This is a genomic window from Cupriavidus sp. 86D6, from assembly GCF_057815095.1.
This window is the reverse complement of sequence record NZ_JBYPSB010000003.1, coordinates 435,299-455,433: the sequence shown is the minus strand read 5'-3', so window position 1 is coordinate 455,433 and position 20,135 is coordinate 435,299. Positions and strand designations below refer to the sequence as shown.

The 20,135-nt window shown below is 67.7% G+C and carries 21 protein-coding genes; 1 reads left to right on the top strand and 20 read right to left on the bottom strand.

Features of this window, described 5'->3' with window-relative positions; translation table 11 throughout:
- Positions 1 to 44 precede the first annotated feature (44 nt).
- On the top strand, positions 45 to 779 hold the full coding sequence (locus AC3G88_RS11015) for an IclR family transcriptional regulator (protein WP_488772480.1): 735 nt from the start codon (positions 45 to 47) through the stop codon (positions 777 to 779).
- 15 nt (positions 780 to 794) lie between these two features.
- Here AC3G88_RS11015 and AC3G88_RS11010 read toward each other — a convergent pair whose 3' ends face one another.
- From AC3G88_RS11010 to hmgA, 20 genes are all read right to left on the bottom strand, one after another.
- The gene (locus tag AC3G88_RS11010; protein ID WP_488772481.1) at positions 795 to 1,490 is read right to left on the bottom strand and encodes a 4'-phosphopantetheinyl transferase family protein; all 696 of its coding nucleotides are present in this window, start codon (positions 1,488 to 1,490) and stop codon (positions 795 to 797) included.
- A 208-nt stretch (positions 1,491 to 1,698) separates the two neighbouring features.
- Positions 1,699 to 2,928: a beta-ketoacyl-ACP synthase gene (locus AC3G88_RS11005; RefSeq protein ID WP_488772482.1), complete on the bottom strand. Its 1,230-nt coding sequence runs from the start codon at positions 2,926 to 2,928 to the stop codon at positions 1,699 to 1,701.
- Positions 2,925 to 3,656 carry a 3-oxoacyl-ACP reductase FabG gene (gene fabG, locus AC3G88_RS11000; protein ID WP_488772483.1) on the bottom strand — a complete coding sequence of 244 codons (732 nt, stop codon included), beginning with the start codon at positions 3,654 to 3,656 and terminating at the stop codon, positions 2,925 to 2,927. Before fabG ends, AC3G88_RS11005 begins: the two co-directional genes overlap by 4 nt.
- Entirely contained in the window at positions 3,653 to 4,135 is a 483-nt protein-coding gene (locus AC3G88_RS10995; protein WP_488772484.1) for a hotdog family protein, read from the bottom strand. The genes fabG and AC3G88_RS10995 overlap by 4 nt, the downstream gene beginning before the upstream one ends.
- A 2-nt stretch (positions 4,136 to 4,137) precedes the next feature.
- A complete protein-coding gene (locus tag AC3G88_RS10990; protein WP_488893388.1) occupies positions 4,138 to 5,328 on the bottom strand; it encodes a beta-ketoacyl-ACP synthase in 1,191 nt (396 codons plus the stop codon).
- On the bottom strand, positions 5,325 to 5,954 hold the full coding sequence (locus AC3G88_RS10985) for a DUF3261 domain-containing protein (RefSeq protein ID WP_488772486.1): 630 nt from the start codon (positions 5,952 to 5,954) through the stop codon (positions 5,325 to 5,327). Before AC3G88_RS10985 ends, AC3G88_RS10990 begins: the two co-directional genes overlap by 4 nt.
- Positions 5,951 to 7,180, bottom strand: a complete 1,230-nt coding sequence (locus tag AC3G88_RS10980; protein ID WP_488772487.1) for an NAD(P)/FAD-dependent oxidoreductase — start codon at positions 7,178 to 7,180, stop codon at positions 5,951 to 5,953. The genes AC3G88_RS10985 and AC3G88_RS10980 overlap by 4 nt, the downstream gene beginning before the upstream one ends.
- Before the next feature lie 15 nt (positions 7,181 to 7,195).
- A complete protein-coding gene (locus AC3G88_RS10975) occupies positions 7,196 to 9,547 on the bottom strand; it encodes an MMPL family transporter (protein WP_488772823.1) in 2,352 nt (783 codons plus the stop codon).
- 1 nt (position 9,548) lies between these two features.
- The gene (locus AC3G88_RS10970; RefSeq protein WP_488772488.1) at positions 9,549 to 10,181 is read right to left on the bottom strand and encodes a LolA family protein; all 633 of its coding nucleotides are present in this window, start codon (positions 10,179 to 10,181) and stop codon (positions 9,549 to 9,551) included.
- A complete protein-coding gene (locus AC3G88_RS10965; protein WP_400397366.1) occupies positions 10,178 to 10,594 on the bottom strand; it encodes an acyl-CoA thioesterase in 417 nt (138 codons plus the stop codon). Before AC3G88_RS10965 ends, AC3G88_RS10970 begins: the two co-directional genes overlap by 4 nt.
- 31 nt (positions 10,595 to 10,625) lie before the next feature.
- Positions 10,626 to 11,624, bottom strand: coding sequence for a lysophospholipid acyltransferase family protein (locus AC3G88_RS10960; protein ID WP_488772490.1), 999 nt, complete (start codon positions 11,622 to 11,624; stop codon positions 10,626 to 10,628).
- On the bottom strand, positions 11,621 to 12,370 hold the full coding sequence (locus tag AC3G88_RS10955; RefSeq protein ID WP_488772491.1) for a glycosyltransferase family 2 protein: 750 nt from the start codon (positions 12,368 to 12,370) through the stop codon (positions 11,621 to 11,623). The genes AC3G88_RS10960 and AC3G88_RS10955 overlap by 4 nt, the downstream gene beginning before the upstream one ends.
- Complete coding sequence (locus tag AC3G88_RS10950) at positions 12,370 to 14,127, bottom strand: ApeI family dehydratase (protein ID WP_488772492.1); 1,758 nt, start codon at positions 14,125 to 14,127, stop codon at positions 12,370 to 12,372. The genes AC3G88_RS10955 and AC3G88_RS10950 overlap by 1 nt, the downstream gene beginning before the upstream one ends.
- Positions 14,120 to 14,677 carry a COG4648 family protein gene (locus tag AC3G88_RS10945; RefSeq protein WP_488772494.1) on the bottom strand — a complete coding sequence of 186 codons (558 nt, stop codon included), beginning with the start codon at positions 14,675 to 14,677 and terminating at the stop codon, positions 14,120 to 14,122. The genes AC3G88_RS10950 and AC3G88_RS10945 overlap by 8 nt, the downstream gene beginning before the upstream one ends.
- A gap of 7 nt (positions 14,678 to 14,684) precedes the next feature.
- On the bottom strand, positions 14,685 to 14,942 hold the full coding sequence (locus AC3G88_RS10940) for an acyl carrier protein (protein WP_029050926.1): 258 nt from the start codon (positions 14,940 to 14,942) through the stop codon (positions 14,685 to 14,687).
- A 49-nt stretch (positions 14,943 to 14,991) separates the two neighbouring features.
- Complete coding sequence (locus AC3G88_RS10935; protein ID WP_249640927.1) at positions 14,992 to 15,261, bottom strand: phosphopantetheine-binding protein; 270 nt, start codon at positions 15,259 to 15,261, stop codon at positions 14,992 to 14,994.
- Positions 15,248 to 16,024 carry a lysophospholipid acyltransferase family protein gene (locus AC3G88_RS10930; RefSeq protein ID WP_153948514.1) on the bottom strand — a complete coding sequence of 259 codons (777 nt, stop codon included), beginning with the start codon at positions 16,022 to 16,024 and terminating at the stop codon, positions 15,248 to 15,250. The genes AC3G88_RS10935 and AC3G88_RS10930 overlap by 14 nt, the downstream gene beginning before the upstream one ends.
- Positions 16,017 to 16,778, bottom strand: coding sequence for a beta-ketoacyl synthase chain length factor (locus tag AC3G88_RS10925; RefSeq protein ID WP_488772496.1), 762 nt, complete (start codon positions 16,776 to 16,778; stop codon positions 16,017 to 16,019). The genes AC3G88_RS10930 and AC3G88_RS10925 overlap by 8 nt, the downstream gene beginning before the upstream one ends.
- A 476-nt stretch (positions 16,779 to 17,254) precedes the next feature.
- Positions 17,255 to 18,517, bottom strand: coding sequence for a fumarylacetoacetase (gene fahA, locus AC3G88_RS10920; RefSeq protein WP_488772497.1), 1,263 nt, complete (start codon positions 18,515 to 18,517; stop codon positions 17,255 to 17,257).
- 19 nt (positions 18,518 to 18,536) lie between these two features.
- Positions 18,537 to 19,865 carry a homogentisate 1,2-dioxygenase gene (gene hmgA, locus AC3G88_RS10915; protein WP_488772498.1) on the bottom strand — a complete coding sequence of 443 codons (1,329 nt, stop codon included), beginning with the start codon at positions 19,863 to 19,865 and terminating at the stop codon, positions 18,537 to 18,539.
- Between the last annotated feature and the right edge of the window lie 270 nt (positions 19,866 to 20,135).

The following is a 20,135-nucleotide window of genomic DNA, read 5'->3' as shown; positions in this document are numbered from 1 at the left end:
CAGCCCCCATGCCAGAGCGCCCAGAGTCCGCAAAACCCCCGGCAATGAACGTCAAGACCGCCCTGCGGGTCATCGAGATCATCGAGACCTTTGCACGTGAACGGCGGGCGCTGTCGCTGTCGGAACTGGCGCGCCTGCTGGCGGTGCCGGCATCCAGCTGCCTGGCGCTGATCCGCACCCTGACGTCGCTCGGCTATCTCTACGAAACCGCCCGCCGGCAGGGCTACTACCCCACGGGGCGGCTGCTGGCGATGGCCCAGCAGATTGCCCGGCACGATCCGGTGCTCGACCGCGTACACGGCACGATGAGCGAATTGCGCGACGCCACCGGCGAAACCATCGTCATCGGCAAGCTGCATGAAGGCACGGCCGTGGTCTATCTGGACGTGCTCGAATCCCCGCATGCGATTCGCTATATCGCCACGGCTGGCGAACGGCGGGACCTGCACGCCAACTCCATCGGCAAGGCCCTGCTGGCGGCGATGGACGATGGCGAACGTGCCGCGCTGCTGTCCCGGCTGGCGTTCCAGGGCTTTACACCCCGCACGCTGACCACGCCCGCTACGCTGGAGGCCGACCTGCGCCAGTCGCGCGAGCGCGGCGCCTACGTCAATCTCAGTGAATCGATGCCCGATGTGGGCGCGCTGGCCTGGCCGGTGCGGCTGTCGGGGGAATGCTATGCGATTTCGATTGCGGGGCCGGTGTACCGGATCGAGCCGCACCTGGAGCACTACGCTGCGATCCTGCGCGCGGCGTGCGCCTCGCTGGAACAGACCTGAGCGTCCGCAGCCAGCCTAATCGACGGTTTCCTGCGCGTGCAGCCGCCAGCCGGTGGCCTGCGGCAGGCCGAGGTCATCCTCGAGCCCCGAAGCGGCGGCCAGCGCCAGCACGGCATTCTTGCGGCGCCAGGTCAGCCCGTTGGCCTGCGCCAGCGGCGACGGCCTGGCTTCGACCACCTGCCCCATCATGGTCTGGAACAGGTTGCCACCGTGGCACTTGATCCACGCCTCCTTGAGCGTCCAGAGCTGGAAGAACGCCAGCATGCGGGCATCCTCGTCGCCGGCCAGCAGGTCGGGCAGCGCCGCGCGTTCGGCCTCCGTGGTGGTGGCCTCGATCAGCGTATCCAGGTGGCGGCGCGGCTGCAGTTCCTCGATATCGACGCCGACCGGCATGTCGGAGACCGCACAGGCAAGGTGGTCGCCCGAGTGGGCAATCGAGACGAAGACCGGCGTACCGACCGCGCCGGCCACATGGGTCGCCAGGGGCGGCGCGTCCTGGGCCGCCGACAACGCCCATTCCGATGCATCGCCGCCGAAGGTCACGGCCAGCAGCCGCCGCGCCAGCCAGCGGCCCGCCGCAAACTGCTCGGCACGTTGCTGCGCCCGCATGGCCGCCAGCCGCGCCAGTTCCTCGGCGGACATCCAGCGGCTGACAGGTGGCGCCATGGCGGCAAAGGCCATGACCGATCCGGTACGCAGGGCAATCGGCATGGGGACAGGTTCCTTCGGCAGCTTCCAGCGCGGCGTGTCAGGGAAATGGATCAGTTCGCCACGTTGGCGTACGTGCCCTTGAGTGTCACGCCCGCCACCACGGCTCCCGCGTGGCATTCGTATTCGAGTTTCATTGACCTTCCTTTCTTTTTCGTTGTTGGAACAGGTTAGACGAATTACCGCACGGCGGCACGGCAGGACACCGGCTTCACGTGGGCCAGCGGCGGAATATCAGCGCGGTATTGATGCCACCGAACGCGAAATTGTTGCTCATCACATAGTCGGTGTCGATGCGGCGACCCTCGCCCATGATGTGGTCCAGCGGCGCGCAGCGCGGGTCCGGCCGGGTCAGGTTCGCGGTGGGCGCGAACCAGCGGTCGCGCATCATCTCGATCGTCATCCACGCCTCCAGCGCGCCGCATGCGCCGAGCGTATGACCCATGAAGCTCTTGAGCGAACTGATGGGAATGTCCGGACCGAACACCGCATGCGTGGCATGCGATTCGGCGATATCGCCGTGATCGGTGGCCGTGCCGTGCGCGTTGACGTAGCCGATTGCCCCGGGGGCAATACCGGCTTCCTCCAGCGCCAGGCGCATCGCCACGGCCATGGTGTCGGCCTGTGGCTGCGTCACGTGCGCGCCGTCGCTGTTGGTGCCGTAGCCGACGATCTCGGCCAGGATACGCGCGCCTCGCGCCTGCGCGTGTTCAAGTTCCTCCAGCACCAGCGTGCCCGCCCCCTCCCCCAGCACCAGGCCGTCGCGGTCGGCATCGAACGGGCGCGGCGTGGTGTGCGGGGCATCGTTGCGCGTGCTGGTGGCGAACAGCGTGTCGAACACCGCCGCCTCGGTGGCGTCCAGTTCTTCCCCGCCGCCCGCCAGCATCGCCACCTGCTTGCCCATACGGATGGTCTCGTACGCATAGCCAATGCCCTGGCTGCCCGACGTACAGGCACTGGACGTGGTCAGGATGCGCCCCGTGATGCCGAAGAACACGCCGATATTGACCGCCGCGGTGTGCGGCATCATGCGGATGTACGTGGTGGCGCTGATGTCCTCGGTTGACCGCTCGGTCATCATGCGGCCGAAATCCTGCACGGCCGACGGCGTGCCCGTGGAGGACCCGTAGGCAATGCCCATGCGTCCGCTGGTGACCAGCGGATCGCCTGCCAGGCCGGCGTCGGCCAGCGCGGCTTCGCTGGCCAGCACCGCCATCAGCGACACCCGGCCCATCGACCTCGTCAGCTTGCGCGTGTAGTGCGACGGCAGCGCGAACGCCGGCACGGGCGCCCCCAGCCGGGTGTTAAGCCCCCGGATATCGTCCCACTCGGGCATTTGCACCACGGCGTTGCGCCCGCTGGCCAAGCGCTCGCGCACCGTCGGCCAGTGGTCGCCCAGGGCACTCACGGCGCCCGCGCCGGTAACTACGACCCGCTTCATCCAAACATCCCCCCGTTCACCGAAATCACCTGGCGTGTAATGTAACCGGCATCTGGCGAAAGCAGGAAGGCCACCGTGGCGGCCACTTCGTCCGGTGTTCCCATGCGCCGCGCCGGGATCATCTTCAGTGCCTCTTCGCGCACGTGTTCGTCAATCATCTCTGTATCGATCAGTCCCGGCGCCACGCAGTTGACCGTGATCTGCCGCTTGGCCAGTTCGATGGCCAGCGCCTTGGTGGCGCCTATGATGCCGGCCTTGGCGGCGCTGTAGTTGGTCTGCCCCCGGTTGCCCACCAGCCCCGACACCGACGACAGCGTGACGATGCGGCCCGCCCGGCGGCGCTGCACCATCGGCATGACCAGCGGGTTCAGCACGTTGTAGAACGCATCCAGGTTGGTATGCACGACTTCGTCCCATTCGTCGCCCGTCATGGCCGGAAACGCCGCGTCGCGCGCCAGGCCAGCGTTGCAGACCACCCCGTAGTAGCAGCCGTGTTCCTCGATGTCGGCCAGAAGCGTGTTGGCCGTGGCTTCGCGGTGGGCGATGTCGAAGGTCAGCACGCGCGCATTGCGGCCGAAAGCCCGCACGGCGTCGGCCACGGCCTCGGCTTCGTCGCGCCGCGCGCGGCAATGCACCACCACGTCGTAGCCATCGTGCGCAAGCCGCAACGCGATGGCGCGGCCAATGCCGCGCGAGGAACCCGTGACGAGCACGGTCTTGTTGGTCATGCTTGCTGCCCTTGGAGAAACGCCTGCGCATCGGCAGGCCGGAATACCGAAACATTGGCGCGCGCCACCTCGCGGCCATCCAGCGACAGCGTGCAGGCAAACATTCCCAGGCCATTGTCGCCGGCCAGTTCCACGCGCGCGGCCACCGTCAGCACGCTGCCCACGGGGAATGCGGGCACGTCGCAGGCGTAGCGCCGGGAGCCCAGCAGGAAGCCGATGCCGGGCGGCCGCCCGGCCATGCGGTCCTGCGCGCCAGCCCATGCGGCAATGGTCTGGGCCATGTATTCGATGCCCACCCAGGCCGGCATGCCGTCTTCGTCCACGAACAACTGCGTGGCGCGTACCGTGGCACGCGCCACGCACCCGACGGCATCCACATGCACCAGTTCGTCGATCAGGCGCATCGCGCCCGCGTGAGGCACCACCTCGGCCACCGGAGGCAGCTGCAGTTGATTCGATATCGGTTCGGTTGTGTTCATCTTTAGCCCCGTCCCATCACCAGCACGCTGTTGCTGCCGCCGAACGCGAACGAATTGCTCATCACATGGCGCACCGGCCGGCCCAGCGACTCGTCGGGCCCCACCACGTGCAATGCCGGCAAGGCGGCGTCGGCCACGCCGTCCCACCAGTGCGCGGGCAGCCTGCCGTGCGGATTGCCGTGCAGCGTCAGGTACATCAGGGCGGCCTCCACCGCGCCGGCGGCGGCCAGCGTATGGCCGGTCTGCGGTTTGGTGGAGCTGACTGGCACATCGGGGCCCAGCAGATCCGACACCGCGCGCGACTCCATTGCGTCGTTCTGTTCCGTGGCGGTGCCGTGCAGGTTCAGGTAGTCGATGTCCGCCGGGCCCAGGGCGGCGCGCGCCAGCGCCTGTTGCATCGCGGCACGCGCCCCGGCGCCAGCCGGGTCCGGCGCCGACATGTGGTGCGCGTCCGACGTCTCACCCCAGCCGGCCAGCCGCACCGGGCCGGCTTCGCGCGACATCAGGAACAGCGCCGCACCTTCGCCCAGATTGATGCCCTGGCGGTTCGCGGACAGCGGATTGCAGCGTTCGACGCTGACACTGTCCAGCGAGCGGAATCCCGCGATCGTGAACGCGCACAGCGTATCCACCCCACCCGCGATGACTACGTCGGCAATGCCCTGTTCCAGCAGGCGCGCCGCGGCGACCAGGGACTTGGCGCTCGACGAGCAAGCGGTGGAAATCGTGTACGACGGCCCGGCCACGCCCAGCGCCAGTGCCAGGTATTGCGCCGGCGAGCCAAGCTCCTGCTGCCCGTAATGGAATCCGGCTGGCCACGCGCCCGTGCGGGCACGTTCGCTCACCGCGACCTCCCCGCCGCTGATGCCCGACGTACTGGTGCCGAGCACAATCGCCACGCGCTGGGGTCCTACGCGTGCCAGGGCGGCCTCCACTTCAGGACGGATCGCCGCCAGCGTGCGGTCCAGCAGCGCATTGTTGCGGCTGAACAGCTCCGGGGCGATGCCGGCGGGCAGATCGGTGGCGGCCACTGGCTCACGCACGGTGCCCAAGTGCAATGGCATGCCCGGCGTATAGCGATCCGTCAGCTCGCCGCCGCTGGGACCATCGGTCCGGAACAGCGCCGCGCGGACGGCATCGCCGCCGCTGCCCAGCGCGCAGATCACGTTCATCGCATTCATGTAGACCGTCATTGCGCCCTCCCCTGCCCTGTGTCCTGCCGCCCGCCGAGATCCTGCAGCGTACGGATCGTCAGCCGATAGCCGTCGCGCCGCTGCAGGAACAGCGTGGTCCGGGCGTCGGGATAGCGGATTTCCACCACGACTTCGTCGCCCGCCCGCAACTGGCGAAGGCCGGGCGCCACTTCGACGCGCCAGCCCGCCGGCAGTGCCGCCTGGATGGCCGCCACGGGCCAGAGCGACAACTGCAGATCACTGAGGATACGCTCGGGCAGCAGCTCCGGGGGCGCCCACGGTGCCTTGCTCACGCGCAGGTCATGACCGTCCCAGTCCAGGCGCGCCAGCACCTGGCCGCCCGCCACGGCGGCCAGCCGGGTATGGGCGGCATCGGCTTCCAGCAGCGCCAGCATGTCGCGCGTCTGCTCGCCCTGCGGCGACGGGTATTGCACCGTGATCTGCTGCTGCAGGTTCAGGGTGCGGCCCAGTGACCCCGGCGGCAGGCGCAGCAGCGGCACCGCGCCCTCGGCGCGCGTGCCGGCCGCCGCGCCCGCGGCCATGCCGTCTCGGGGCGGCTGCGTCGCGCAACCGGCCAGGGCCAGCACGCCAGCGCATGCGGCAGCGGCGGCTGCGCTACGGATCAAGCCGAGCAAAGCTGCTCCAGCACGCCAAGCCGCCGCCGCGACTCGGCCACATAAGGGTTGTTGGTGTCCCACGCATAGCCGGCCAGGATCGACGAGATCATCCTGCGGATCTCGGGCGTGCCCTTGGGATGGAAAATCACCTTCTGGAAGCTGCCTTCGTACCATGCCTCGACGTATGTCCGGAAGCAGTCCACGCCGGCCTTCAGCGGCCTGGCGTATTCGGCGTCCCAGTCCACCTTTTCGCCTGCAATCTGCCGCGCCACGCAGGCTGCGGCCAGGCTGGCCGACTTGAAAGCGATCGTCACGCCCGACGAGAACACCGGGTCGAGGAACTCGCCGGCGTTGCCCAGCAGCGCGTAGCCGTTGCCCCACAGCGAACTGACATTGGCCGAATAGCCGACGATCTGGCGAGCCGGGGTATCCCAGTTGGCGTCCTTGAGCAGTCCGGCCAGGCCGGGCTCTTCCCCGACCAGCGTCTTGAGCTTCGCCATGTCGTCGCCCGCATAGCGGTCGAGGAACGACTTTTCCGCCACCACGCCCTGCGAGCACCGGCCGTTCGAGAACGGGATGGTCCAGTACCAGACGTCCACGTGCTCGGGATGTACGCTGATCAGAATCTTGTTGCGGTCGAATGCGCCCACGGGCACGCGGTCTTCCACGTGCGTGAAGATGGCCGCGCGCACGGGGAAGTTCGACGGCGACTCCAGCTTCAGCAGACGCGGCAGGATGCGCCCAAAGCCGGAGGCATCGAGCAGGAATTTCGGCTCCACCGTGTAGACGTCGCCGTCCGGATCGCGCACCGTCACCAGAGGCCGGGCGCCGCTCACGTCCACCGCTTCCACCACGTGCCGGAAGCGCACTTCGGCGCCTTGCTTCGCGGCCTCGCGGATCAGCACGTTGTCGAAGTCGGCACGCTGTACCTGGTACGTGGTGCCCCAGCCCGGCGAGAACTTGTCGCGGAAGTCGAACGCGGTGTGCTGCCCCTTATGCGAGAAGGCAGCGCCGTTCTTGTACTGGAAGCCGGCTTCCACCACGGCCTGCAGCATGCCGGCCTCCTCGATGTACGCCATGCTCTGTGGCAGCAGGCTCTCGCCGATGGAGAAACGCGGGAAGGTCTCCTTTTCGATCACCAGCACGTCGATACCGCGCCGGCGCAACAGGCCGGCCGCCACCGAACCCGCGGGGCCGGCGCCGACGATCAGAACTTCTACCTGTTCCTTCTTCATGTGAATCAACCCTGTTCAATGTTGTTGGATGGGCGGAGCGGCCGGACGAAACCATGGCGACAGCACCCAGACCGCGCCCACGCCCGAAAGCATGGTCATGCCGAACGCATGGAGCGCCGGCGTGGAAGACAAGGCCAGCAGGCCAAACGCCAGCAGCGTGCTGGCCGCGCCCAGGACGATGGCCGTCCATGACACCCCATCGCCGGGATGTTCGAGCAGGAAGATGCCGTAATCCACGCCCACTCCCAGCAGCAGCGCCAGCGCCAGCACCGAGAACAGCTGCAGCGGCACCTGCAGCCAGCCCAGCACAGCCACGCTGAACGCCGCCGCCAGCAACGTGGGCACCAGCGCGCGCCAGCCGGCTGCGCCATAACGCCAGCCCAGCAGCAGCGCCACACCGGCGGCGCCCGCCAGCAGCAGCCAGCTCATGAGTACGCGATAGTGATGCAACAGGCCCGACAGATCGGCGATGCGGTCCACCCACTCGGCCCCGCCCACCGCATTCACTTCCCGCGCGATGCCCGCCATGGCCGCCGGCCGTTCCAGCCCGCGCAACAGCATCACGCTGGCATAGCCGCTGCCTTCCCGCCCCAGCCACAGGTGGCGCAGCGTGCCCGACACCGGATGGGCCAGCCAGGCAGTCAGCGTCAGCACCGCATCCCCCTCGGCGGCCGGCGGCGGCGCAATCGTGCCACCGAGCGCATGCGCTACACGTTGACGCACCGCAAGCTCCTGGCGTTTGGCCAGCGCCGCATCGGCACGCTGGCGCGCCGCAGACGGTACCCAGTCCGAAATCGACACAAAGCCGGCGAAGTCGCCACGGCCGATGGTATCGGCCAGCCGGGCCTTGACGGCTTCCTCGCGGGACAACACTTCGTCCGGCGTGGCGCCGCGCACCAGTACGAACTGCGCCGGGCTGGGCGTGCCGAGCAGCCGGCCCGCCGTACGCTGCGCCTCGACCAGGGCCGGTGGCGAACTCTGCAGCTGGCGCACGTCGTCCACGACACGTACCTGCCAGACGCCTGGCACGATGAACAGGGCCAGCCCGGCCAGCGCCAACCACGTGCGGGCATCGTTGCGCACGCGCGGCCAGCGCGCCAGGCTATCGGCCAGCCACGTGGACAGCCTCGTCTGCCGCAAGTTGCCGCGGTCCAGCAGCGGAAACCAGACCACCACGGTAAGGAAGGCCGCCACCAGCCCCACTGCCGAAAACAGCGCCATCTGGCGCAGTCCGGGGAACGGCGCGATGCCCAGCGCCAGGTAGGCCACCACGCTGGTCAACAGCGCCAGCGCCATGCCCGGCAGCAGGAACCGCATGACCTTGGGCGGCGATGCGCCGGGCATGGCCTGGCGGGTAACGAAATAGTGGATGCCGAAATCCTCCGCCACGCCCACCAGGCTGGCGCCGAACACCAGCGTCACCAGATGCACGCGATCGAACACGATGGCCGTGGCCGAGATCGCCGCCGCCGTGCCGATCAGCAGAGACAGCCCCACCAGCACGATCGGGCGCAAGGAGCGGAACGCGAGCCAGACCAGCAGCAGCACCGCCGCCAGCGAACCCCAGCCGATGACATTCATCTCCAGATTGGCCTGCGCAGCGGCAGCTTCGGCGTGCAGCGGAATGCCAGCCGCTATCACACGCACGCCATCGTCCCCCTGGCGCGCCGCGGCTTCAGCGGCCAGGATCAGGTTGCCGTACTCCGTATTGCCGCTGACGGAAAACGCCGGCTTGGTGATCTGGTACGACAGCAGCGCCCATTCCCGGCCGTCCCCTGATAGCGCCGCCATCGCGTCGCGCTCATGCACGCGCGTGACGGCCGCCCGCGACAGCCACCAGTCCTGCCACAGCCCCAGCGGATCGGCGGCCCAGTCGGTCAGGCGCGGGCCCGTGGAAAGCTGGTAGAGCCGCGTGAGCGCCTGCCGGGCCAGCGCGTCGGGATCGGCCGCTTGCAACTGCTGGCGCTGCGCATCGGTCAGCAGCCGGTCGCGCCAGGGCCGGTAGAACGCCAGGGCCGCATCGAAATCGAAGGCCGCGATCGTGTCAACCGGCTTGAGCAGATCCGCCTGCCGTCCGGTGGCCGCACGGAATCGCTGCGCGGCGGCGCGGGTGCGCGTCCAGTCCGGGCTGCCTACCAGTACGACCACTTCCTGCGCCACACCGTCAGCCAGCCGCCGCAGCACGCGGTCGGCCGTGGCCGTGCGCTCGCTGGTCGGCAACAGCGCCATGACGTCGGTATCCAGCCGCGACGCCCGCCAGAACTGGAACTGGTGCGCGGCCAGCGCCACTACCAGCAACAGCCAGCCGATGGCCAGCCAGCGCCCCGTGCGGGTCAGTCCGCCACGCATCGCCACGCCGCCTGCCATGTCATTCAAAACGCTGCTCCTCGGCGCTGGTCAGCCCGGTTGCCGCCGAAGGGTCGATCATGCGGACCACGGTACTGTCGCCGCTGCCCTCTTCCAGCCGCACATTGCGCACGAAGCGGTCACCGGCCAGTTCTATTCGCGTAAACACGCGCCGCATGCCGGCATCGGCCGGGATCAGCGTCAGCGCCCAGCCCGACTTGCCCACGAGCTTGCCGGTCACCTCGAAGCGCGTCTGCAGGCTGCGCAGGTCGCCGCGCAGCACGGCGATCATCGATTCGCCCACCACCCGCATGGCTGGCTGGCTATCGGCCTGCATCTGCTGCTGCACCTTGCCGTCGGCGCCGCGCATCACCAGCCGGTCCGGCGTGACCAGCAGGCTTGACGGAAACGGCTCGCGCGTACTCCAGACCACGCCTCGGCCGCGCGCCAGCACGAAATCGCCGCGCGACACCAGCGGATTGCTGAAGCCGGCCAGCCGGCGCGTCTGCTCGAACTGGCCCCGAATGACCGGTGCATCGGCCAACCGCGCGGCCACGTCACCGAGAAGGTCCCCGGCATGGGCGGGCACGGCGCTGGCAAGCACCCCCGCGGCCAGCCCGCCGGCCAGCAGGTGCAAGACGTGCCGGCGTTTCATGAGGCCACCCCCAGCTTCTGGAACAGCACGGGCGGGCACACGTAGAGCATCTCCTGTGTCTGCATGTCCACGGCTACCTGGATCGAGTAGCCCTTGGTCAGGCGCTGGCCCGACGCAGCGTCGCGAAGCTCGTACTCGATCTTGAGCCGGTTCTCCCATTCGACGATCGTCGCGTGCACCTCCACGGCCTGGCCATAGACCAGCGGACGGATGTACTTGACGCGCAGGTCCACCACGGGCCAGGCATACCCCGAATCGCGCATCTGCGGATAGTCGTAGTCGATTTCGCGCAGCAGCGCGCAACGCGCCAGCTCGAAATAGCGGATGTAGTTGCCGTGCCAGACCACGTTCATCGGATCAAGGTCGTGGAACGCGGGCGTCAGCGTAATGGAGTGATGGATAACCTTGGACATGGCGATGCCAGTTGGCCGGAACGCACGGGCCTCAGGCCCGCGGCATACCTTGACGCCCCGTCTGCACGGGATCGTCGGCCCAGAAATCGTAGAAATTGAACCAGTCGTACGGCGACTGTGCCACCAGCGCCTGAAGCCACGCCGCATATGACGTGGCCAGCGCGGTCAGTGCTGCGTCGCGGTTGGCCCGGGGCAGCACCACGGCGTGCGACAGTTCGGTGAAGCGCAACAGGTGGCCGTCTCCGTGCCGCACGCACCCCATCGCGTACAACGGACAGCGCATCAGCGCCGCCAGCACGTAGGGGCCCACCGGAAACCGCGCGGGCGCCCCCATGAACGGCACACGCACGGCCCGGCCGCCGTGCGCGGGCGCGCGGTCGCCGGCAATGGCCACAAACTCGCCGGCCTGCACCCTGGCGGTCAGATCGAGCGCCGTGGCCGGCGAGATATCGTCCACCTGATACAACTGCACGCCGGATTTCGGATCGATGCGCGACAGGATGCGGTTGAAGCGTTCGGCGTGGCGGGTATGCACCAACACCGTCAGGCGCATGCCGTCGCGTTGGTTGGCCAGCACGCGGCACAGCTCCAGGCAGCCCATATGGGCAGTCATGATGATGCCGCCCTGTCCGCGTGCGATCTGTTCGACCAGCACCTCGTTGCCTTCCCGAGTGACGTTGCCAAAGCGATAGCGGCCGCCGATGGCCAGCAGCTTGTCGAGCAGCGTATCCGCGAACGAGAACAGGTGCCGCAGCGTGTGACGCCAGCCAGGTACGGTTCCGACGGTGCCGGCCGTCTGCTGCACGCGCGTCAGGAAATCGCGCGACGAACGCCGGGCCAGCGGATGCGTGGCCCAGTAGTAGGTCACCACCGGATAGGCAGCAAGGCGGAACAGCGTCCGGCCGAAGATGCGGTACAGGAAGTACAGGCACCAGACGCCCCACATGCATGTGACTTCGCCGATGGTGCTCCAGTGCCTGGAGCGGCCCGCCTGCAGCGCGGCGCCGGAGTTCGGGGCCGAGGGCGTCATGCCGCCACCTTGCGCCACAGAAGGCGCGGCATGCGCCATACCATGCCGAAGAACAGGCGCGTATGCATGCGCGAGATCAGGACGTTGTCGCGCCACGCCTGGAAGTGCGAAACGCCGTCGGACGGATAGGTCACGCGCGTGGGCACGTTCAACATCCGCACGCCCCGCCACACCAGGTGCACCAGCACCTCGGTGTCGAATTCCATCCGCCGGCCCAGCCGCACGTCGCGCATCAGATCGATGACCGGCGCCAGCGGATAGACCCGCAGCCCGCACATCGAATCGCGGATGTCGAACGACAGGGTGTTGATCCAGACCCAGATGTGGGTCAGGTAGCGCGCATACAGCCGGTGCCGCGGCACAGACTCGTCGTACACCGGATGCCCGCAGACCATCGCCTCCGGGTTGGCCCTGGCCAGCGCCACGAACTGCGGAATGCAGTCGGCATCGTGCTGGCCGTCGGCGTCGATCTGCAGCGCATGCGTATAGCCAAGCTCGGCCGCCACCGAGAATCCGGCCATGATCGCCCCGCCCTTGCCCTGGTTTTGCGGCAACCGCACCAGACGGACGCGCTCGGGGTGGGCGACGGCCAGTGCGCGCAACGCCTGCTCGCACGGCGGACTGCTGCCATCGTCAACCAGCAGGCACGGCAGCGGATGCTTCAGGATGGCATCCACCATGGCGCCTATCGCACCTTCATGGTCGTAGACGGGCACCAGCACGACGGGGCGGAATTCGGCGGTCATCAGGCTTCGGGGTGAAAGACGATCTTGCCGCTGGCGTGCGGGCCGGCAGCGGAACTGAAACGGAAGCCAAGCGCATGGGCGTCGGGCTGCCAGGTCAGCGCAAGCTGCACCACGCTATTGGGCTGGATCACGGACTGGAACTTGAGCGTATCCAGCCGCGCAAAACGCTGGCGGGACGGCACGGCCAGCTTCAGCGGCGCCAGCGCCATCACCCAGTCCACCTGCGCGACGCCGGGCACGATGGGAGCGCCCGGAAAATGTCCGTCAAACACCGCCAGATCCTCCGCCACGTCAAGTTCGGCCGTAGCCGACGCCTCGTCCGCCGTCAGCCAGCGGACCGCCGGCAACGTACGGCGGAACAGGTCACGCAGCATCACCTCGGTGGTCTTGCCTTGCGCATTGCAGGGCAGTGCCGGCGGGAACGCCCAGCGGCGCGGCAGCGCAACGGGGTCGACGGCCTCGGCCAGATGGCGGCGCAACGCCGCGCCCATGGCACCTCGGCCTGCCGCTGTCAGCCGCGCTGCGCCTTCGTCGTTCAGCACCACGGCGGCAGCCACGCGCATGCCGACATCGAGTTCGATCGGCACCACGCGCGTCTCGCGCACCCACGGCGACGCCGTCAGGCATTGTTCGATCTGCGTGAGCGAGATGCGCTTCTCCTCGATCTTGACGATACGGTCGGCCCGGCCAGCCAGAACGAAACTGTCGTCGCCCGCGGCAAGAGCGCGGTCGGCGCAAACATGCCAGCCATCGTCGGCAAGGTGGGGCGAGCGCACGGCCAGATAACCGTCCTGCAACTGCCAGGCGATGCCCGGCAGCGCGGTCCAGCGGTCGGCATGCACGGCGCGCTGGCGCCAGGCGATGCCGCCGGTCTCGGAACTGCCGAAGACCTCCACCGGCGACTGCCCCATATGGCGCAGTGCGTCCACAGCGGCTTCTGGCGGCAAGGGCCCGCCCGACGAGAACACAGCGCGCAGCGCAGCGCGCACGGCCGGCCAGTCGAGCCCAGCTGGCATGCGCTTGAGGTGCGCCGGGCTGCTGACCAGGATGGCCGCGCTGGCATCGGCCCGACAGGCCGCAACCAGTTCCTCGTGAAATTGCAGACGGCCCGCAGGCATCGGGCGGGCCGCGGCCAGCGGCCACAGCACCGTAAACAACAACCCGTAAATGTGTTGGTGCGATACCGTGCAGAGGACCCGCACATCGGCGCCGAAGCGGCCGGCGAAGGCTTGCTGCAGCGTGTGGACCTCGGCGTCGAGTTGCGCCAGCCGCTTGTGAATGGCGCTGGGCACGCCGGTGGAACCGGACGTGAACAACGTCACGAACGTGTCGTACGTGGCCAGCACCGGCCAGCCAGCGCCATCCAGGCCGCCCCCATCGTTGGCAGGCGCAGTGCCGGCATCCGGCAGGATGGCGCCGGGCAGCTGCCCGACCCAGCCATCGGTCTGTCCGCGCAGGGCCGCCAGGGTTTCGGGCCGGGCGTCTCCCGGCAGCACCACATGCTTGCCCGCATGCCAGGCGCCGAACAATGCCGCCGCGAACTCCGCCGTGTCGTGCTCGAAGTAGATTCCCCAGCGCCGGCCCGGGGCATTGGCCAGGGTGCGGCGCCACATGGCGGCGCGCGCCACGAAATGCCGCGCATCCATACACGTGCCGTCGCCACACGCCACCACCGGCGGGCTGCTCCGCGACGCCTTCGCCGCCAGCGCCGCCATGACCCCGCCCACGCCGGTCCACGCCGGCAATGCTTCACCCATGACGATTCTCCGCGCTGCGCGCCATGACGCGCTGGCGCAACAGCCATTCCCCGGCAAACATCGCACCGATCAGGCCGTAGGCAATGGCGCCGTTATAGAGCGCCCAGATGCGGTCGCTGGCCGCGAAGGCCGTGATCGCCGCGATCGTGCCGTTGCATACAAAGAACAGGCACCACGCCTGCGTGACGCGGCGCGTATAGGCCACGCCGCTCGGCGGCAGTTCGGGCTCACGCAGACGGGCCAGACGCTCCACCAGTGACGGCGGATGCCTGAGCGTCCAGCCGAACACACCAAGCATCGCCACGTTGACCAGCACCGGATAAAGCTTCAGCGGCAACGCATGCCCGGACACCATGACGACAAGCGCCAGTCCGGCCGCCAGCAGCGCCATGGCTCGCCATCCGGCACGCCGGCTCGTGCCGGCACGCAGCACCGCGAGCGCCACCAGCGCCAGCGCCATCAGGCGCGGCGAGAAATGCTGCAGCCCCAGGTAGATGACCACCGGGTAGGACAGCGTGAGAAGCCCCAGCCCCCACTTTCGCCAGGCCATGGGCGGATCAGGCGGTGGCCGGGGAATCGATCAGCAATGCCAGCGCCTGAACCACGTCCTGCACGGTGCGCACGGACTTGAACTGCTCGGGCTTGAGCGGCTTGTTCAGCATCGGCTTGAGCTTCACCAGCAGGTCCACGGCGTCGATGCTGTCGATGTCCAGATCGTCGTACAGCCGCGCCTCGGGCGTAATGCGGGCCGGATCGATCTCGAAGGTTTCCTCGAGAACCGCGGCCACGCGCGCAAAGATTTCGTCGTGAGTCATGTCGGGTTCCGTGTGATGCAATCTCTTGCCATATCTGTAACGGCGCGGGTCAGGCCGGGGCCCGGTTACCCTGCGACGCCACGTACGCAGCCAGCGCCGAGACGCTGGCGAAGCGCGAGCGGATCTCTTCCTTGTCGCCGTTCATGGTGATGCCATAGCGCTTCTGCAGCGCCAGTCCCAATTCCAGCGCGTCGATCGAGTCGAGGCCCAGGCCGTCGACGAACAACGGTGCGGTGGTGTCGATATCATCCGCGGCCACATCCTCGAGGGACAGCGACGAGATGATCAGTTCCTTGATTTCTTGCTCAAGCGCCGTCACGGCGGATCTCCCTGGAGAAAAAGTTGCAAAGTGCCTGCGTCAGATGCCGTACGGCCAAGGCGTCCTCGGTGCCCTCAGGCACCCATTCGGACACCGGCACGTCCGGACGTACATCGATGACGAAGCGCGGGCGGCGCACCGGCACGTGATACCACTTCTCGCCCTTGGTCAGCGTGGGCGGCACGCAATGAATGACCACGGGGGTCAGCGCGAAACCACCACGCACCGCCACATTGGCCGCGCCGCGCTGCAACTGCAGGGGCTGGCCCGGGCGCGTGCGGGTGCCTTCGGGAAAGATGATGAGGTTGTTGCCGGCCCGCAGCGAATCGATACAGTCGTCCACCATGGCGGCACCGCCGTCGTTGCGCACCCAGCCGGTGGCCAGCACCGGGCCCCGCGTGAACGGGTTGCGCGTCAGTGCGGACTTGACCACGCAGTCCGCCCGGCGGGTCAGCGCCATCAGGAACACCACGTCGATCAGCGACGGGTGGTTGGCCACGATCAGCAGGCCGCCGCGTTGCAGGCGCTCGGCGTGGCGGACCTCGTAGCGGATCACGCCCACGACGTGCATGATCCAGACGAAGAGCCGGAACGCATGATGAATGAGGGCGCGGCAAACACGCTGACGCCTGGCATCGGTCCAGGGCAGCAGCATCAAGAGCGGAAACACCAGCACGCGCAGCAGCAGCCCGCCGATGCCGAAGCTCGAAAAGCAGAAACCGGTGGCGCACACACGCCACGCGCGATCGAGTCGCTCAACCATGGCGACGCCATCTCCAGATCGCGCGCTCGCCACGATGGAGCAGTTCGGTATCGCCGGCCAGCATGAAGCGCAGCACATCGAGCGCATGCGGCAACAGCGGGTGCGCGGTGGCCGGATCGGTCCCGGTACGTGGGGCCACGATCTCCAGCGCCAGGACCGGTTCCCCGGCACGGGGGCGCCCGATGCGCCAGGCCCAGCCGAAGAGGCAGCCCGGTTCGTCGGCAAATTCGGCATACGCTTCGGGCAGCGGCGCGTCATAGCACACCAACAGCACTTCATCCGCACCATCGCCGAGCAACGCACAGGCCTCGACCAATGCCGTCTCAACGGTATCGCGCCCGGCAGCCACAGCCTGCAGATTCGACGCATCGCCGCGGTCGATCGTGAACATCGCGCCAATGGCATTGTGGACGGACAGGCCGAAAGCCGTGGGCGAAAGCGGCTGCGCCGCCGCCAGTTCGCTGAGCATGTCGAACGCACGCGGGGTGTCGCCGTGGCGCGATGCGAACACGGCGGGACCATGGAAAGCGGAACCGGGCGCTGCGTCGCCGGCCGTCACACCGTACGCTGGATGCAGAGCCGCCTTGCCGAGCGCATTGACGCGCCGGCGCAACATGGGAGCCATGGCCGCGAGCGCGGGGAGGTCGCCGCCTTCGGGTAACCACGGGGCCCGGCTCCATGCCCGCCAGGCATCTGCCGTCTGCAATGCCGGCGCCGAGGCCGCCCATGCGCGAATTCCGAATTCCATTGCCATGCCGTGCGCATTGGGTGGATGGTGAGCCCGGAGCCTGCATCGAGGCATTGGCCATGGCGTTCGCAACGCGCGCGCCGCCCGCACGACCCCGGGGACATTTCCTTTTTTCCCTGAAATTAGCGTCGAAATCAGCAGATTTCGGCGTCTTTGTGTTAATTGCAGTGCTCCCGCCGTCACCTTTTGGGGAGGCTGGGCGACGGCCTTGCGACCGTTCTCGCACCAGGCGGGACAGGCCGGTAGCCGTGCAACTGCCTTGATAGGTGTCGGATCGTTCCAGGCCTCGAAGTACCCCTCCGAAGATGGGCACCGTGCCGGCACAGTGAACTTCGACCCTGCATTTTTATCAGGGGCGAATTCTCGCACAAAGGCGCCCGCTATGGCGCAAACTGTAACGGTCTCGGACAAATGTTACAGGGCGGGAGCAACCTGCCGGCCACCCCCGCCCTGTTGGACGCCGTTACCCCGTAGGGCGGATATCAGCGCGCCGGCAAGATGGTGCCCGTGACTTCACCAAAACCGACGCGATAGCCGTCGCCTTGGCACCAGCCGGTCATGGTCACCGTATCGCCGTCTTCCAGGAAGCCGCGCGTCACGCCATCGGCCAGCGTCACGCGCTCGGCGCCGTTGCGCGTGGTTTCCAGCAGGCTGCCGTACGAATCGGGCGTGGTGCCGCTGATCGTGCCCGAACCCATCAGGTCGCCTACGCGCACGTTGCAGCCCGACACCGTGTGGTGCGCCAGCTGTTGCGCCATGGTCCAGTACATCGCCTTGAAGTTGGTGCGGCAGACCGTGGTCGCCTTGGCCGCACCCTGCGGCTGCAGTGCGACTTCGAGGGCGATATCGTAGGCGTTGCGCGCCGGCTGCTGCAGGTACGCCAGCGGCTCGGGCGATTGGACCGGGTTCTCGCTGCGGAACGGGTCGAGCGCATCCATCGTGACGACCCATGGCGAGATCGACGTGCCGAACCCTTTGCTGTTGAACGGCCCAAGCGGCACATATTCCCATTGCTGGATGTCCCGAGCGCTCCAGTCGTTCAGGATCACCATGCCGAACATGTGCGCCGGCGCATCGGCCGTGCTGACCGGCTCGCCCAGGTTCGACGGCTTGCCGACGATAAACGCCATTTCCAGCTCGTAGTCGAGCTTGCGGCACGGGCCGAACACCGGGCGCGCCTGGTCGGGCAGCTTGATCTGGCCATTGGGGCGATGCAGCGGCGTGCCGCTTACCACCACGGAACTGGCCCGACCGTTGTAGCCGATCGGGATTTCCAGCCAGTTGGGTAGCAAGGCATTGGCCGGATCGCGGAACATGCGGCCGACGTTGGTGGCGTGCTCGCGCGACGAATAGAAATCCGTGTAGCCCGGGATGTCGACCGGCAGATGCAGCTTCGCCGCCGACATCGGCACCAGGGCCTTGTCGCGCAGCGCGCCGTTGCCGGCAAGCGTCTGGTTGTCGGCGGACAGCAAGGCCGTCAGCGCGGCGCGCGTATCGGTCCACACCGGTTTGCCCAGTGCGATGAAGCGGTTCAGGTTCGGCGCGGCAAAGGCGCCCTTCGCGGCGGCGGGCAGCAGGCCGGCATCGTCGAGCACGGACAGGTCCAGCACCTGGTCGCCGATGGCCACGCCCACGCGCGGTGCGCCGTTGCCGATCGAAAAGATGCCATACGGCAGGTTCTGCAGCGGAAAATGGGTCTGGCCGTCGTTGGCCGTGGCAACCCAGCAGGTCTTGGGGGCAATCATTGTTCTGGAACTCCGGAAATCAGCGCACGTTCGGATTGAAATGCTTCTTCAGGCCCTGCCAGCACGTGTAGTAGTCATGCTGCAGCAGCGCCGATTCGGCGGCATGGCGGGTGGGACGAATCACGCCCGGCGTTTCGAACATGAACGCCATCGTGTCGGTGATGTGGTGCGGCGTGCTGGTGTCCGACACCGACGCCCGTTCGAACGTTTCGGCATCGGGGCCATGGCCGCTCATGCAGTTGTGCAGACTGGCGCCGCCAGGGGCAAAGCCCTCGGCCTTGGCATCGTAGACGCCGGCGATCAGGCCCATGAACTCGCTGGCGATATTGCGATGGAACCAGGGCGGGCGGAACGTATCCTGCGCGGCCAGCCAGCGCGGACCGAAGATCACGAAGTCGATGGTGTCCACGCCCGGCGTGTCCGACGGCGACTGCAGCACCAGGAAGATCGACGGGTCGGGATGATCGAAGCTGATCGAACCGATCGTGTTGAAGTGCCGCAAATCGTATTTGTACGGCGCGTAGTTGCCGTGCCAGGCCACCACGTCCAGCGGCGAGTGGTCGATCTCGGCACGCCACAGGTTACCCTGGAAGCGGGCCACCAGTTCGAACGTGCCCTCGCGGTCTTCATAGCTGGCCACCGGCGTCAGGAAATCGCGCGGGTTGGCCAGGCCGTTGGAGCCGATCACGCCCAAGTCGGGGAGCTTGAACAGCGCACCGTAGTTCTCGCAGATATAGCCGCGCGCCTCGCCATCGGGCAGCGCCACGCGGAAGCGCACGCCGCGCGGAATCACCACGATCTCCTGCGGCTCGACGGCCAGGCGCCCCATCTCGGTGGCGATCAGCAGGCGGCCCTGCTGCGGCACGATCAGCATCTCGCCGTCGGCGTTGTAGAAGTAGCGGTCCTCCATCGACCGGTTGGCCAGATACAGATGGATGCCGCAGCCAGTCTGGGCCTCGGGGCCGCCATTGCCGGCCATCGTGACAATGCCGTCGACAAAGTCCGTCGGCACCGACGGCATTGCCGGCGGGCTCCAGCGCATCTGGTTTGGCGACGGCGGCACCTCGTCGAAGCGGCTCAGCCAGCGATCCTGTTCGATCAGCGCGAACGGCTTGTGCATGGCCGCCGGACGAATCCGGTACAGCCAGGCGCGTCGGTTGTGGGCGCGCGGTGCGGTAAAGGCCGTGCCGGAAATCTGCTCGGCATACAGGCCGTACGGGGCGCGTTGCGGCGAATTGCGGCCCACGGGCAAGGCGCCTGGCAGCGCCTCGGTGGCGAATTCATTGGCGAAGCCGGACATGTACCCGGCGGTTAGCGTCTCGGCCACGTGCAGTTGTGTTTGCGTCATGGAGTCTTCCTCTCACACTCCGCCGGCTTGAACGCCAGCGATTGTCATCGGTATGGCGTCGGCGCCATATCCATCAAATTATGATTAGTAAAATTGATTTACCCAATCGTAATCACGCGCGCGGGCGATGTCAAACCACAAATACGATAGGTCAGCCGCGGACGAGCGAAGACGTCCGGCCTGGCAGGCGGCGACAAGGGCAGAGAGGCCCACTCGGCACAGGAATGGAAGAAACGCGGGAGAAACGGGGAGGCGCGAAGACAGCGGCGC